The following is a 14,257-nucleotide window of genomic DNA, read 5'->3' on the forward strand; positions in this document are numbered from 1 at the left end:
CTACGCGCTCCAGCCGGTCCGCTCGGCCCATTCCCACGCCCGGTGATAGGCACGGTCGAACCACGGGGTCTTCGCGTCCACATAGGCGGTGATCGCGTCCCGGTAGTCCGTGTGACCGGCCGCCTTCTCCGCCGCACCTTCCTTGACCGCGAGGTACTCGGTCCGGGCCTCGGTGTCGGCGCGGAGCCAGTCGCGGAAGACGAGCGCGAACTGCTGTCCGGGCCACCCGTCGACGCGAATGTGGATGTTGACGGGCCGTCCGGGATCGGCACCGCCGTGGATTCGCTTGCCCCACAGGGCCGGGTCGGTCTCTCCGCCCTGGTACGAGGGCTTCGGGTCGTCGGCGGTGATGTGCTCGATGCGGGGGAACCCGGCGTCGGCGAGGGATTCGGCGAGGTCGTCCGCGGTCTCGAGGTTCGCGACGGTCACCTGGACGTCGATGACGTCCTTGGCGGGCAATCCTTCGACGGCCGTCGACCCGATGTGGTCGATCCGGATGGCGCGGTCGCCGCACACCAGTTTCACGCGAGCGATCAGCCGGTCGGCCTGCGCCGGCCACTGCGGATTCGGCGGAGCGAGTTCGGGCAGGACCCGGACGACGGTCCGCGTGCGGATGTTGGACTCGAAGGGCACGAGACGCTCCGACCACAGTGCCCGGATCGCCGGCTCGAGCGCGCCAGGGGCACCGCTGTTGTCGAGCCAGACGTCCGCCGCCGCCCGCCGCTGATCGTCGTCGGCCTGGGCTGCGATCCGCGCGCGCGCATCGGTCTCGGGCATTCCCCGCGATCCGACAAGCCGCCGCACCCGCTCCTCGGCATCGACGAACACGACGACGACCAGGTGGAAGGCCGCGCCCATTCCGCCCTCGACCAGCAACGGAATGTCCTGGACGAGGATGGCGTCCTTGGGCGCCGATTCGATCGTCTCGGTGGTGCGCGCCCCGACGAGCGGGTGAACGATCGCATTCAGCCCGAGCCGCGATTCGTCGTCGGCGAAGGCGCGGGCAGCCAGGGCGGGCCGGTCGAGTGTGCCGTCCTCCGTCAGGATCTCCTCGCCGAACCGGTCGACGAGCGCGACGAGGCCGGGTGTTCCGGGTTCGACGACCTCCCGCGCAATCAGATCGGCGTCGACGATCACTCCCCCGAGTTCGGCGAGGACCTTCGACACGGTGGACTTACCGGCTCCTATGCCTCCAGTGAGGCCGATTCTCAACACGCCTCCCAGTGTTGCACCCGCCGCGCACCGAGTACGCACGTCCCTCGCCGATCTCCACCCTCTCCTCCCTCTGCAGACTCACCTGCCCCAAATACCACAGATGTCCGACACGGTCGGTTATGTTCTAGCGAACGCACCCGACCTGCACCTTCTCGAAGAAGAGGAACGCCATGCGCGATCACCGCAACCAGTTCGGTCGGCACCGCCTCGGCATTGCGGGCGGGGTGCATTGCATGGAGATCCCCGAGGTGGCCTCCGCGCTCGCCGACCACCGCCGGACCTGGCTCACGGCACTCATCAGCCAGGGCAGGCACAGCTTCGCAACGATGCGCAAGCGCGCCGACGTACAGCCGTCGTCCGGTTACTGGATTCCCGCCACCGCGAACTGAGCACCAGCCTCACCCCCCACACCACTGTGGCCCAACCTCCGGAGAGGTTGGGCCACAGTCATGTTCGGACGTCCTGCAACGACGAGACCCCGCCCCTGCAGGGCAGGAGCGGGGTCTTCGGCTTTGCCTGACGAGTCAGGCGGACTTGCTAGGCGTTGCCCGACAGCTTCTCGCGCAGAGCGGCGAGCTGTGCGTCGCTGGCCAGCGATCCGCCGGCAGACTCGGACGACGAGGTGCTGGCAGCCGAAGCGGCGTCGGCGTCGCCGGCACCCGACTCGGAGGAGTAGCCGGCAGCAGCGGTGGCAGCCTCGGCGGCCTCGTCTGCAGCGGTCTTCTCCATCTGAGCGGTGTGCATCTTGTGACGACGCTCAGCCTCGGCGTAGCGGTTCTCCCACTCTTCACGCTGCTTGTCGAAGCCCTCGAGCCATTCGTTGGTCTCGGGATCGAAGCCCTCGGGGAAGATGTAGTTGCCCTGCTCGTCGTAGCTGTCCGCCATGCCGTACTTGGACGGATCGAACTCGGCGTTGTAGTCCTCGTTGGCCTGCTTCAGCGACAGCGAGATGCGACGACGCTCGAGGTCGATGTCGATGACCTTGACGAGCGCATCGTCGTTGACGCCGACAACCTGGTCCGGGACCTCCACGTGGCGCTCGGCCAGCTCGGAGATGTGGACGAGGCCTTCGATTCCCTCTTCGACGCGCACGAAGGCACCGAACGGAACCAGCTTCGTGACCTTGCCGGGCACGATCTGGCCGATGGCGTGCGTGCGGGCGAACTGACGCCACGGGTCTTCCTGCGTCGCCTTGAGCGACAGGGAGACGCGCTCGCGGTCCAGGTCGACGTCGAGAACCTCGACGGTGACCTCGGTGCCGACCTCGACAACCTCGGACGGGTGGTCGATGTGCTTCCAGGACAGCTCGGACACGTGCACCAGGCCGTCGACGCCGCCCAGGTCCACGAAGGCACCGAAGTTGACGATGGAGGACACGACGCCCTTGCGGACCTGGCCCTTCTGCAGCTGGTGCAGGAACTCGCTGCGAACCTCGGACTGCGTCTGCTCGAGCCATGCACGGCGCGAGAGGACGACGTTGTTGCGGTTCTTGTCGAGCTCGATGATCTTGGCCTCGATCTCCTTGCCGACGTACGGCTGCAGATCGCGGACACGGCGCATCTCGACGAGCGAAGCGGGAAGGAAGCCACGCAGGCCGATGTCGAGGATCAGGCCGCCCTTGACGACCTCGATGACGGTGCCCTTGACGGCCTCGTCCTTCTCCTTGAGCTCCTCGATGGTGCCCCAGGCACGCTCGTACTGAGCGCGCTTCTTCGACAGGATCAGCCGGCCTTCCTTGTCCTCCTTGGTGAGGACGAGAGCTTCGACCTCATCGCCCACGGAGACGACCTCGTTGGGGTCGACGTCGTGCTTGATGGAGAGCTCACGGGAAGGGATGACGCCTTCGGTCTTGTAACCGATGTCGAGCAGGACCTCGTCGCGATCGACCTTGACGATGGTGCCTTCGACGATGTCGCCATCGTTGAAGTACTTGATCGTTGCGTCGATGGCGGCGAGGAAGTCCTCGGCGGAGCCGATGTCGTTTACGGCTACCTGCGGCGAGGTCACGGTGGTGGAGGGCATGTGTTGAGTTGCTCCGGACGGGTTGTGGTCGGTTGATGGTGTTCTGTCGGACAAGCAACCTGAACCGACGAAACACTCCGCCGAATCAGATCACCGCAAGCGCAGTGAACGACACCCGACTGGAACCGAACAAACTCGAACTGAACCGAATCCGATGCCGCACACATAGACACTCGCGTGCAATAGGCTACGCGCCCGTGGGCAAGCTGGGCAAACCCGGGCACGTTCCCACGCTCTACTCTGTTGCCCATGCCCGATCCTCGCCCGTCCGATTCTCCTCTCTCCCCGGAAGACGACCGACACGGCACCGCCAACAGCGTGCTCGGAACGTCCGGGGTGAGCCGCGTCCGCGTCGATTCCGAGTCCAGCGAACGCGCGAGCCGTGCCTGGTGGGACGCCGATGCGGACGACTACCACCGCACCCACGGCGAGTTCCTCGGCGTGGACTCGTCCGAGGGTGAGTTCGTCTGGTGTCCGGAGGGCCTCCACGAGGGGGACTACCACCTTCTCGGTGACGTGGCGGGCAAGGACGTCCTCGAGGTGGGATGCGGTTCCGCGCCCTGCGCGCGGTGGCTCGCCGGCCGGGGCGCCCGGGCAGTCGGGCTCGACCTGTCCATGTCGATGCTGACCCGCGGGGTCGAGGCCATGCGGGCGGGCGGCGCGACCGTGCCGCTCGTTCATGCGGGAGCCGAGCACCTCCCCTTCGCCGACGCGAGCTTCGACATCGCGTGTTCGGCTTTTGGAGCGGTTCCGTTCGTGGCGGACTCACAGCAGGTGATGAGTGAAGTGGCCCGGGTACTCCGCCCGGGCGGTGCGTGGGTGTTCGCCGTCAACCATCCGATCCGCTGGATCTTCCCGGACGACCCGGGCCCCCGAGGGCTCACCGCGTCGCTCCCCTACTTCGACCGCACCCCCTACGTGGAGGTCGACGGCGACGGCGTCCCCACCTACGTCGAGCACCACCGGACCATCGGCGACCGGGTGCGCGAGATCGTGTCGGCCGGACTGGAGGTACGCGACATCATCGAGCCGGAGTGGCCCGAATGGCTCGACCGGGAATGGGGGCAGTGGAGCCCGCTGCGGGGACAGATCTTCCCCGGCACCGCCATCTTCAGCTGCCGCAAACCCGTGAGTACTTCTTAACCGCCCGCGGTTGAGAAGTACTCACGGGGCCGGAGGCCACTACAGCAGCTTCGACAAGAACAACTTGGTGCGGTCGTGCTGCGGATTGGCGAGCAGCTCGCGGGGGTTCCCCGATTCGACGACGACGCCGGCGTCCATGAACACGAGCTGGTCGGCCACCTCGCGTGCGAAGCCCATCTCGTGCGTGACGACGACCATCGTCATGCCGCCGGCCGCGAGATCCTTCATGACGGTCAGCACCTCCCCGACCAGCTCCGGGTCGAGGGCGGACGTCGGCTCGTCGAACAGCATCAGCTTGGGGTCCATCGCCAGCGCGCGGGCGATCGCGACGCGCTGCTGCTGACCACCCGACAGCTGCGCCGGGTACGCGTCCGCCTTCTCGCTCAGGCCCACCTGCTCGAGGAGGTCACGTCCTCGCTCGAGCGCCTTCTTCTTGCTCAGCCTCTTCACCTGGATGGGCGCCTCGATGATGTTCTCGAGTGCCGTCCGGTGCGGGAAGAGGTTGAAGTGCTGGAAGACCATCCCGATGTCGCGGCGCTGCTTCGCGGCCGCTCTGGGATGGAGTTCGTAGAGCTTGCCGCCCCGCTCGGAGTACCCGACGATCTCGCCGTCGACGTACAGCCGCCCGGCGTTGACCTGCTCGAGGTGGTTGATGCACCGCAGGAACGTCGACTTCCCCGAGCCCGAGGGCCCGACCAGGCACAGGACCTGACCGGCGTCGATCTCCAGCGACACACCCTTGAGTACCTTCAGCGCCCCGAAGTTCTTGCAGACCCGGTCCGCCTTGACCATCGGCGTCATCGTCGTTCCCCTCCGGGAGTGTCGGGCAAGGTCTCGGGCCCGGGTTCGATCACCAGCGGCTTGCCCTGCGCGTCGGCGAGCGCCTGCAGTTGCCGCGGGGTGAGCTTGCGGGACGCACCCTTCGAGTAGTAGCGCTCCAGGTAGAACTGGCCGATCATCAGCAGGCTGGTGATGGCGAGGTACCAGGTGGCGGCCACCATCAGCAGCGGGATCGGCTGGAAGTTCGCACCCGAGATGTCTCTGGCACGTCCGTACAACTCCAGGCTGTACGGCACCGCGGTGACCAGCGATGTCGTCTTCAGCATGCTGATCAGCTCGTTGCCCGTGGGCGGGATGATCACCCGCATGGCCTGCGGCAGGACCGTGCGGCGCATGGTCTGCGACCATGTCATGCCGAGCGCCACCGACGCCTCGGTCTGCCCCTCGGCCACCGAGTTCACGCCGGCCCGGACGATCTCGGCCATGTACGCGGCCTCGTTGAGTCCCAGACCGATCACCGCGAACAGGAACGCCGCGTTGATCCCCTGCAGGTCGATGTGCACGAACTGGTGGACGAACGGGATGCCCAGATCCAGCTGCTTGTAGATCGACGGGAACAGTCCCCAGAACACCAACTGCACGTAGACCGGGGTCCCGCGGAAGATCCACAGGTAACCCCACGACGCCGCCTTCAGCACCGGGTTCGGCGACAGTCGCATGACGGCGAGGACGACACCCAGGATGATGGCGATCGCCATCGACAGGATCGTCAGCTGGATGGTGTTCCACGCCGCGGCCGAGATCCGTGCATCGAACAGATACCGGGCGTAGACGTCCCAGCGGTACGCCTCGTTGGTGCGCGCACCGTTGACGAACAGCGCCAGCAACAGACCGACGACGATCGCGGCGATCCAGCGGCCGGGCCGCCGCAGCGGGATCGCCTTGATCGGTTCCGGTTCCTGCCCCGCCTCGGTGCCGGACCGGTCCGGAGCCTTCTCCACGTCAGACACTCGTCAACCGCTCAGCTCGTGGCGCCGTTGATCTGGGACGTGGTGATGACGCCCGCCTCGACACCCCAGTTCTCCGCGATCGTCCGGTAGGTGCCGTCGTCGATGAGGTGCTGCAGCGCCTGCTGGAGGGTCTGCGCGAGCGGCGAACCCTTCGCGACGGGCCAGCCGTACGGCGCGGCGTCGAAGACCTCGCCCGCGGCCTCGATCTTGCCGTCGCTCTGCTTGATCGCGTACGCGGTGACGGGCGAATCGGCGGACATCGCGTCGACCTTGCCGAGCGCGACGGCGTTGGCGGCGTCGTCCTGGCTGTCGAACTTCACGATCTCGATGGGCGGCTTCCCGGCCGCCACGCACGCCGCGCTCTTGGCGGGCACCTCCTCGAGATCCTCGATGGTGGTGGTCTGCACGCCGACCCGCAGGCCGCAGGCGTTGGTGGGGTCGACGGACTTGCCTGCGGGCTGCGCCCACTGCACTCCGGCGCTGAAGTAGGTGGTGAAGTCGACCGACTGCTCGCGTTCCTTGGTGTCCGTGAACGACGACATACCCATGTCGTAGCTGCCGGCCTGGATCGACGGGATGATCTTGTCGAAGTCCGCCTCGGTGTACTCCGGTGTCACGCCGAGCACCTTGCTCACGGCGTCCACGAGGTCGACGTCGAAGCCGACGATCTTGCCGCTCGGATCCTTGAACTCGTTGGGCGAGTAGGGAATATTGACACCGACGATGATCTTGCCGGACGACGCGATCTTCTCGGGCAGTGTCGCCGCGATGGCATCCACCTTGTCGACTTCCACGGCGACGGTCTCTTCTCCGGAAGGCGTACCGCCGCCCTCGGTGTTGCTGGCGCATCCGGCGAGCAGCAGAGCACTGCCGCCCGCCAGTGCACAGATGGTGCGGGCCACTCGGCCTCGCGCGAAGACGGATCGACCAGACACTGGCATGTCCTCCAAGGAAATCGTGGTACACCGAGCGAGCTACGGCGACGGAGAACTCTCGAACTCCGAATAGTCGAACGGTAGGTTACGGCACCCGCATCTGCGGACGTCGTTACCGAACATTAACGGCCTGTCCCGGCCCGTGGCGGCGGTTTCAGCGACGCAGTGTCCGGGCGAGGACGGTCTCGGTGAATTCACCGGTCGACGCGAGTCCACCCAGGTCAGCCGTGGCGACTCCGGACGCGATGGTCGCACGGACCGCGTCGCGGATCCGGTGTGCCGCGCCGCCCAGATGCCGGTCTGCGCGGCGGTCCCCGAGCCATTCGAGCATCATCGCGGCCGACAGCATCAGCGCCGTGGGATTGGCCCGGTTGTGGCCCGCGATGTCGGGGGCGGCTCCGTGCGCCGCCTGCGCCATCACCTTGGTCTCGGAACTGTTGATCGACGGGGCGGTGCCGAGCGAGCCGGACAGCTCACCGGTCAGGTCCGACAGGATGTCCCCGAACATGTTCTCCGTCACCACGACGTCGAAGTCGCGCCCCCTGCGGACGAGGTGCGCGGTCATGGCGTCGACGTGCTCGTCGTCGATCCGCACGTCCGGGTAGTCGCGCTCCCCCACCTCCCGGCAGACGTCGCGGAACAGTCCGGTCGTCATCGACAGGACGTTGGCCTTGTGCACGATCGTGACGTGGCGGCCGCGGGTGCGCGCCAGCGCGAATGCGGTGTGCGCGATGCGCTCACACGCCTTCCTCGTCACGACGCCGACCGCCAGCGCCACGTCGGGGGTCGGCATGAACTCGCCGCTGCCGGCGAACATGTTCCGGTCCGCGTACAACCCTTCGGTGTTCTCCCGGACGATCACCAGGTCCATGTCCGGGACCGTCGAGGCGACGCCCTCGAGCGAGCGGGCGGGGCGGATGTTCGCGAAGAGGTCGAATCTCTTGCGCACCACCCCGCCGGGGGTCAGCCGGCCGCGGAACGGTTCCGGGTAGGCGGCGCTGTCGTGCGGGCCCAGGATCCAGGCGTCGAGTTCGTCCAGCGCGGAGAGCGTGGAGTCGGGGATCGGCGCTCCGTGCGACTCGATGGCGCCCAGGCCGAGGGGCAGTTCCACCCAGTCGACGGCGCCGCCGCCCGCCGCGGTCACCGCGGCCGAGACCACCCGCTGGGTTGCCGGGACGATCTCGTGACCGATGCCGTCGCCGAGGAGTACGCCGATCCGGGTATCGAAAATGTTTGCCGTGGCACCGCTCATGAGGCCATCATTGCCTACCATGGTCCAGTCGGTGGAACTGCTGTTCGACGAAGCGACCGACGTTGCCGTGCGCGCGGAGTGGCAACGCCTGTGGGATGCCGGGATGCCCAGCCGCACTCGCGTTCGCGCCGAATCGAATCGGCCCCACATCACCCTGTTCGTGGCACGCCACATCCCACCCGAGATCGACGAACTGCTGGGCCGCCGGATCGCGACGCCCTCGTTCCACATCAGGCTGGGCGGGCTCGTGATGTTCGGCGGCAGGCACGTCACGCTGTCGCGATTGGTGGTGCCGTCGAAGGCCCTGCTGTCCCTGCACCGCAGCGTGTTCGATCTCGCGGCGCACGCCACGGAGATCACGCCGCACATCCGCCCGGGCGAATGGACGCCGCACGTGACTCTCGCGCGGCGACTGCCTGCCGATCAGATCGCGGAGGCCGCGCGGCTGCTCGACGGTGGCGACATCGTCGGCCGGGCGTCGGTGGTGCGCCGGTGGGACGGGGACGCCAAACGCGAGTGGGTGGTCACGGCACCGCCGTGATCACGGTGCGTCCGCGGCGACCGTCTCGGCGGCCTTGCGCGAAGACCGTTGGGTGACGACGATTCCCGCGATCACCGCAAGTGCCCCGACGGGCTGGTTCCACGAGATGTGCTCGTCGAGCGCGACCGCGCCGAGCACGACCCCGACCACCGGCGTCAGGTAGGTGACGGTGGAGGCCGCGGTGGGCCCCCAGCCGCGCACCACGTTCGTGTTCCACACGAACGCCAGCCCGGTGCCGAACGCCCCGAGCCCGATCATCGAGGCGACGATCGCGGGGGTCAGGTGCATCGGCGTGCTCGCGACCCACGGGGTGGCGAGGAGCATGGCGGCCGCGGCGATCGACACCTGCATGAACGCGATGGTGGGTGTTCCGACGCCTCGCGGAAGGATGAACCGCCTCAGGTAGACCAGTGCCACGCCGTACGACGCGGTCGCACCGAGGCACGCGAGCTGGGCGGGGACGCTGCCGATGATCCCCGCCTGCCACGGCGCCAGCACCACGACCACCCCGGTGAATCCGAGCAGGAGGCCGAACAGCTTTGCGTCCGTAAGTTTCTCCCCTGGCAGGAACGCCAGTGCCACCGACATCGTCATGAGCGGTGTGGTCGCGTTGTAGATGCTGGCCAGGCCCGAACTGATGCTCTGCTCGGCCCAGCTGAACAGCAACCACGGCACCACACACTGGGCGACCGCCAGTACCGACAGGTGCGCCCATGTCGCCGCTTCGCGCGGCAACCGCGTCCGGGTGAGTCCGAGGACGGCACCGAGGGTCACCGCCCCGAACACGAGTCGCCACAGCACGACCTGTGTGAAGGACAGGCCCTCGAGCCCGACCTTGATGAAGAGGAAACTCGCGCCCCAGGCGAGCGCCGTGCCCGCGTACTGGACCGCCAGGTTCCCTCTCAAAACCGGAAGTCCCCGTGCTGGATGACTTCGTTGTGCGTGTCGGGCGTGCGGCCGGCGAGCGCCAGCGCGTCGAGCGCCAGGAACACGAGGAGTACCACGACCAGGATTGTCATGTCTTCAGCCTCGTAGCATCGGCGTCCGAGAAATAGTGGCAGAAACGACATTGTTGACCATATTTCTGCCATAGTGGGATGGTGCTGAAAAAAGTCGTAGTCCCGCTCATGCCGCTCACCGAAGCGTTCGAGCTCGGAGTCGCCTGCGAGGTGTTCGGTTTCGACCGATCCGACGACGGACTCCCCACCTACGACTTCTCCCTCGTCGCCGGCTCACGGGAACCCATCCGCACCCGATTCGGTTACGGCATCGACGTCCCGTACGACCTCGACCGGCTCGACGACGCCGACCTCATCGTGGTTCCCGCGGGCGGAACCTACGCCGAGGCGGACGGCACCTTCGTCTGCGCGAAGGACCCCGACCCGTGCATGGACCCCCTCCTCGACAAACTCCGGGCCGCGGTGGACCGGGGCGCCAAGGTCGCCAGCCTCTGCAGCGGCGCCTTCGTACTCGGCGCGGCCGGACTGCTGGACGGACGCAAGTGCACCACCCACTGGCGGCACGCTCAGCGGCTCGCCGACCTCCACCCGGCTGCGACGGTCGACCCGAATGTCCTGTACGTCGACGACGATCCCGTCCTGACCAGCGCGGGCACCGCCGCGGGTATCGACCTGTGCCTGCACATCGTGCGCAAGGAGCAGGGCAGCCGGGTGGCCAACGGGATCGCGCGGCGCATGGTCGTCCCGCCGCACCGGGACGGCGGTCAGGCGCAGTACGTGGCGATGCCGCTGCCGTCGACGACGATCGACACCCTCGGCCCGCTGCTCGACTGGATGACCGAGCACCTCGCCCTCGACCTGTCCGTGACCGCGGTGGCGGCCAAGGCCAACATGTCGCCCCGCACGTTCGCGCGGCGGTTCCAGGCCGAGACCGGAACCACCCCGGCCCGCTGGCTCAGCGATCAGCGGGTGCTGGCCGCGCAGCACCTGCTGGAGAACTCGGACCTGTCGGTGGACGTGATCGCCGAACGGGTCGGTTTCGGCGGCGGCGCCGTGCTGCGGCAGCATTTCCTGCGGCTGCGGCACACCACCCCGCAGGCGTACCGCCGCACGTTCCGGGACACGGAGCGCACCGGCTGACGGCGCCGCAGGGAAGAATCGACGGCGGCGCGGCGTTGCACACGCAAAGCAGTCACCGAACGAAAGGACCCTCGTGGCCACCAAGACTCTGACTCAGCAGAACTTCGACGAGACCGTGACCGGCAACGACGTCGTTCTGGTGGACTTCTGGGCATCGTGGTGCGGTCCGTGCCGCTCCTTCGCCCCCACCTTCGAGGCCTCGTCGGAGCAGCACCCCGACGTCGTGCACGCCAAGGTCGACACCGAGGCGGAACAGGGCATCGCCGCCGCCGCGAACATCCGGTCGATCCCGACCATCATGGCGTTCCGCGAGGGTGTGCTGGTGTTCAGCCAGCCGGGTGCGCTGCCGCCTGCGGCGCTCGAGGATCTGGTCACGCAGGTCAAGGCCCTCGACATGGACGAGGTGCGCAAGCAGATCGCCGAGCAGGCGCCGGCCGAATAGGGCGGAGGACCGCCGCCGCCTAGTGTGCGGCGGCGTCCCAGCTGCGACCGGTGCCGACGGACACGTCGAGCGGCACCGACAGCTCGATGGCCGAGGACATCTCGTCGCGGACCAGCTGTTCGACCTGTTCCCGTTCCGAATCGACGACCTCGAGCACGAGTTCGTCGTGGACCTGCAGCAGCATCCGCGACTTCAGGCCCGCGTCGCGCAGTGATCGCTGCACGTTGATCATCGCGACCTTGATGATGTCGGCGGCCGTGCCCTGGATGGGGGCGTTGAGCGCGGCGCGCTCGGCGACCTCCCGCCGCTGGCGGTTGTCACTGGTGAGGTCGGGCAGGTAGCGGCGACGCCCGTACAGCGTCGACGTGTAGCCGTCCTTGCGGGCCTGCTCGACGACCTCGTGCAGGTAGTCGCGGACCCCGCCGAACCGGGCGAAGTACGCCTCCATCTGCGATTTGGCCTCTTCGGTCGAGATCTTGAGCTGGGCGGCCAGACCGAACGCGCTCAGCCCGTACGCCAGCCCGTACGACATCGCCTTCACGCGGCGGCGAAGCTCCGGTGTGACCTCCTCGATCGGCACGCCGAACGCACGCGCGCCGACGAAGCTGTGCAGGTCTTCGCCGGTGTTGAACGCCTCGATCAGGCCCTCGTCGCCGGACACGTGGGCCATGATCCGCATCTCGATCTGGCTGTAGTCGGCCGTGAGCAGCGAATCGTAGCCCTCGCCGACGACGAAGCCGTCCCGGATCTGCCGGCCTGCATCCGTGCGCACCGGGATGTTCTGGAGGTTCGGCTCGGTCGACGACAGCCGGCCGGTGGCCGCGACGGTCTGGTTGAACGTCGTGTGGATCCGCCCGTCCTCGGCGACCGTCTTGAGCAGACCGTCGACGGTGACCTTCAGCCGCGTCGCGTCGCGGTGCGCGAGCAGGTGCTCGAGGAACGGGTGCGACGTCTTCTCGAACAGGTTCTGCAACGCCTCGGCGTCCGTGGTGTACCCGGTCTTCGTCTTCTTCGTCTTGGGCATCTCCAGCTCGTCGAACAGCACGACCTGCAGCTGCTTGGGCGACCCGAGGTTGATCTGCTTGCCGATGACCCCGTAGGCCGCCTCCGCCGCCGCGGAGACCTCGGCCGCGAATCGGCTCTGCAGGTCGTGCAGGTGGGTGCCGTCGACGGCGATACCGGACGCCTCGATGTCGGCCAGCACCTCCAGCAGCGGCAACTCCATCTCGGACAGCAGAGCCGTCGATTCGATGTTGTCGAGTTCGGTGTCGAGCGCGGCCGCGAGGTCGAGGACGGCGCGGGCGCTGAGAATTTCGGTCTCGGCGGCTTCCGCGTCGACCTGGTCGGCGTCGTCGAGCAGCGACAGCTGCTCCTGGCCGGTCTCCTCCACCCGCAGCTCCCTGCGCAGGTACCTCAGCGACAGGTCGTCGAGGTTGAACGTCCGCTGCCCGGGACGCACCAGGTAGGCCGCCAGCGCGGTGTCGCTGGTGAGACCACCGAGCACCCAGCCGCGTCCGCGCAGCGCGTGCATCGCCCACTTGGCTTCGTGCAGGGCCTTCGGCTGACCGGCGTCCGCGAGCCAGTCGCCGAGCGCCTTCTCGTCCTCCGGGGTGGCGGACGCGGTGGCGATGTAGGCGCCCTCGCCGTCTGCGGCGGCGATGGCGATCGCCGTCACGTCACCGCCGTACGGGGTGCGGGTGCCGACCACCGACACGCCGGATCGCTCGCCCGTCGACGCGTGCGCCGACAGCCAGTCCGCGACCGCCCCGGGATCGAGCGCGCTCCCCCGCACCTCGAAGCCCTCCTCGGCCTCGGCTTCGACGGGGGCCAGCGTGGCGAACAGCCGGTCGCGCAGCACCTTGAACTCGAGGTCGTCGAACAGCGCGTGGATCTTCTCCCGATCCCACTGCGCGAGCATCAGCTGGTCCGGGGTGTACGGCAGCGGGACGTCGCGCACCATTTCGGTGAGTTCCCGGTTGAGCAGGACGTTCGGCAGGTTCTCGCGCAGCGCGTCACCGACCTTGCCGCGGACCTTGTCGACGTTGTCGACCAGGCCGACGAGATCGCCGTACTCCTTGATCCACTTGGTGGCGGTCTTCTCCCCCACCCCCGGGATGCCCGGCAGGTTGTCGCTCGGGTCGCCGCGCAGTGCCGCGAAGTCGGGGTACTGCGCAGGTGTGAGCCCGTACTTCTCCTCGACGGCCGCGGGGGTGAACCGGGTGAGGTCCGAGACGCCCTTCTTCGGGTACAGCACCGTGACCCCGTCGGTGACCAGCTGGAGCGAGTCCCGGTCGCCGGTCACCACGAGGACGCGGTACCCGAGCGCCTCGGCCTGGGTGGTGAGCGTGGCGATGATGTCGTCGGCCTCGAAGCCTTCCTCGGCCATCACCGGGATGCCGAGGGCCCCGAGGACGTCCTTGGTGATCTCGACCTGCCCCTTGAACTCGTCCGGAGCCTTGCTGCGATTCGCCTTGTACTCGGGGAACTTCTCCGCCCGGAACGTCTGCCTGGACACGTCGAACGCCGCCGCCACGTGGCTCGGCTGTTCGTCGCGCAGCAGGTTGATCAACATCGACGTGAACCCGTAGACGGCGTTGGTGACCTGACCGCTGTGCGTCTTGAAGTTCTCGGCGGGCAGGGCGTAGAACGCACGGAAGGCCAGCGAGTGGCCGTCGAGCAGCATCAGGGTGGGGCGATCGTCGGACGACGCGGCGGCGCCGGACGCGGGGGACGTGGTGGACCGGGGGGTGGTTGCAGGGCTCACGGTTGCCCAGTCTAGGGAGCGGATCCGACACCGATCAGCCGGATGGTTCGATAC

Annotated in this window: 13 protein-coding genes; 5 read left to right on the plus strand and 8 right to left on the minus strand. The window is 67.9% G+C overall.

What is annotated here, in order from left to right; all coding sequences use genetic code 11:
• Positions 1 to 1,215, minus strand: coding sequence for a dephospho-CoA kinase (coaE, locus tag QM693_RS12710; protein ID WP_283334317.1), 1,215 nt, complete (start codon positions 1,213 to 1,215; stop codon positions 1 to 3).
• A gap of 170 nt (positions 1,216 to 1,385) precedes the next feature.
• Between coaE and QM693_RS12715 the strand changes: the two genes are divergently transcribed.
• Complete coding sequence (locus QM693_RS12715; protein WP_280782493.1) at positions 1,386 to 1,604, plus strand: hypothetical protein; 219 nt, start codon at positions 1,386 to 1,388, stop codon at positions 1,602 to 1,604.
• A gap of 148 nt (positions 1,605 to 1,752) precedes the next feature.
• Here the strand turns inward: QM693_RS12715 and rpsA are convergent, their stop codons facing one another.
• Positions 1,753 to 3,237 (minus strand): 30S ribosomal protein S1, encoded by a 1,485-nt coding sequence (rpsA, locus tag QM693_RS12720; protein ID WP_005260398.1) that lies wholly within the window; start codon positions 3,235 to 3,237, stop codon positions 1,753 to 1,755.
• A gap of 249 nt (positions 3,238 to 3,486) precedes the next feature.
• Between rpsA and QM693_RS12725 the strand changes: the two genes are divergently transcribed.
• Positions 3,487 to 4,380 (plus strand): class I SAM-dependent methyltransferase, encoded by an 894-nt coding sequence (locus tag QM693_RS12725; protein ID WP_283352516.1) that lies wholly within the window; start codon positions 3,487 to 3,489, stop codon positions 4,378 to 4,380.
• Between the two features lie 39 nt (positions 4,381 to 4,419).
• Here QM693_RS12725 and QM693_RS12730 read toward each other — a convergent pair whose 3' ends face one another.
• The 4 genes from QM693_RS12730 to QM693_RS12745 form a co-directional block, all read right to left on the minus strand.
• Positions 4,420 to 5,181, minus strand: coding sequence for an amino acid ABC transporter ATP-binding protein (locus tag QM693_RS12730; RefSeq protein WP_005247428.1), 762 nt, complete (start codon positions 5,179 to 5,181; stop codon positions 4,420 to 4,422).
• Positions 5,178 to 6,161, minus strand: a complete 984-nt coding sequence (locus tag QM693_RS12735) for an amino acid ABC transporter permease (RefSeq protein ID WP_280782602.1) — start codon at positions 6,159 to 6,161, stop codon at positions 5,178 to 5,180. The genes QM693_RS12730 and QM693_RS12735 overlap by 4 nt, the downstream gene beginning before the upstream one ends.
• A 20-nt stretch (positions 6,162 to 6,181) precedes the next feature.
• The gene (locus QM693_RS12740) at positions 6,182 to 7,111 is read right to left on the minus strand and encodes an ABC transporter substrate-binding protein (protein ID WP_050787246.1); all 930 of its coding nucleotides are present in this window, start codon (positions 7,109 to 7,111) and stop codon (positions 6,182 to 6,184) included.
• A gap of 148 nt (positions 7,112 to 7,259) precedes the next feature.
• Positions 7,260 to 8,357, minus strand: a complete 1,098-nt coding sequence (locus QM693_RS12745; RefSeq protein WP_283352517.1) for an isocitrate/isopropylmalate dehydrogenase family protein — start codon at positions 8,355 to 8,357, stop codon at positions 7,260 to 7,262.
• Between the two features lie 19 nt (positions 8,358 to 8,376).
• On the opposite strand from QM693_RS12745, the gene QM693_RS12750 reads away from it, so the two are divergent.
• Complete coding sequence (locus tag QM693_RS12750; RefSeq protein ID WP_280782496.1) at positions 8,377 to 8,898, plus strand: 2'-5' RNA ligase family protein; 522 nt, start codon at positions 8,377 to 8,379, stop codon at positions 8,896 to 8,898.
• On the opposite strand, the gene QM693_RS12755 is transcribed toward QM693_RS12750, so the two are convergent.
• Positions 8,899 to 9,804 carry a DMT family transporter gene (locus QM693_RS12755; RefSeq protein ID WP_280782497.1) on the minus strand — a complete coding sequence of 302 codons (906 nt, stop codon included), beginning with the start codon at positions 9,802 to 9,804 and terminating at the stop codon, positions 8,899 to 8,901.
• A gap of 191 nt (positions 9,805 to 9,995) precedes the next feature.
• Between QM693_RS12755 and QM693_RS12760 the strand changes: the two genes are divergently transcribed.
• Positions 9,996 to 10,997 carry a helix-turn-helix domain-containing protein gene (locus tag QM693_RS12760; protein ID WP_009473645.1) on the plus strand — a complete coding sequence of 334 codons (1,002 nt, stop codon included), beginning with the start codon at positions 9,996 to 9,998 and terminating at the stop codon, positions 10,995 to 10,997.
• 73 nt (positions 10,998 to 11,070) lie between these two features.
• A complete protein-coding gene (trxA, locus tag QM693_RS12765; RefSeq protein WP_005247443.1) occupies positions 11,071 to 11,439 on the plus strand; it encodes a thioredoxin in 369 nt (122 codons plus the stop codon).
• 19 nt (positions 11,440 to 11,458) lie between these two features.
• Here trxA and polA read toward each other — a convergent pair whose 3' ends face one another.
• The gene (gene polA / locus QM693_RS12770) at positions 11,459 to 14,203 is read right to left on the minus strand and encodes a DNA polymerase I (protein ID WP_283352518.1); all 2,745 of its coding nucleotides are present in this window, start codon (positions 14,201 to 14,203) and stop codon (positions 11,459 to 11,461) included.
• Positions 14,204 to 14,257 lie beyond the last annotated feature (54 nt).

The sequence above is a fragment of the Rhodococcus sp. IEGM 1305 genome, from assembly GCF_030058635.1.
Lineage (GTDB): Bacteria > Actinomycetota > Actinomycetes > Mycobacteriales > Mycobacteriaceae > Rhodococcus_F > Rhodococcus_F opacus_D.

Bases quoted from the DNA above. Each gene is read 5' to 3' on its own strand.
- QM693_RS12740 (WP_050787246.1), bottom strand. From the start codon at position 7,111: ATGCCAGTGTCTGGTCGATCCGTCTTCGCGCGAGGCCGAGTGGCCCGC.
- rpsA (WP_005260398.1), bottom strand. From the start codon at position 3,237: ATGCCCTCCACCACCGTGACCTCGCCGCAGGTAGCCGTAAACGACATC.
- QM693_RS12730 (WP_005247428.1), bottom strand. From the start codon at position 5,181: ATGACGCCGATGGTCAAGGCGGACCGGGTCTGCAAGAACTTCGGGGCG.
- QM693_RS12725 (WP_283352516.1), top strand. From the start codon at position 3,487: ATGCCCGATCCTCGCCCGTCCGATTCTCCTCTCTCCCCGGAAGACGAC.
- QM693_RS12745 (WP_283352517.1), bottom strand. From the start codon at position 8,357: ATGAGCGGTGCCACGGCAAACATTTTCGATACCCGGATCGGCGTACTC.
- QM693_RS12760 (WP_009473645.1), top strand. From the start codon at position 9,996: ATGGTGCTGAAAAAAGTCGTAGTCCCGCTCATGCCGCTCACCGAAGCG.
- QM693_RS12750 (WP_280782496.1), top strand. From the start codon at position 8,377: ATGGTCCAGTCGGTGGAACTGCTGTTCGACGAAGCGACCGACGTTGCC.
- QM693_RS12715 (WP_280782493.1), top strand. From the start codon at position 1,386: ATGCGCGATCACCGCAACCAGTTCGGTCGGCACCGCCTCGGCATTGCG.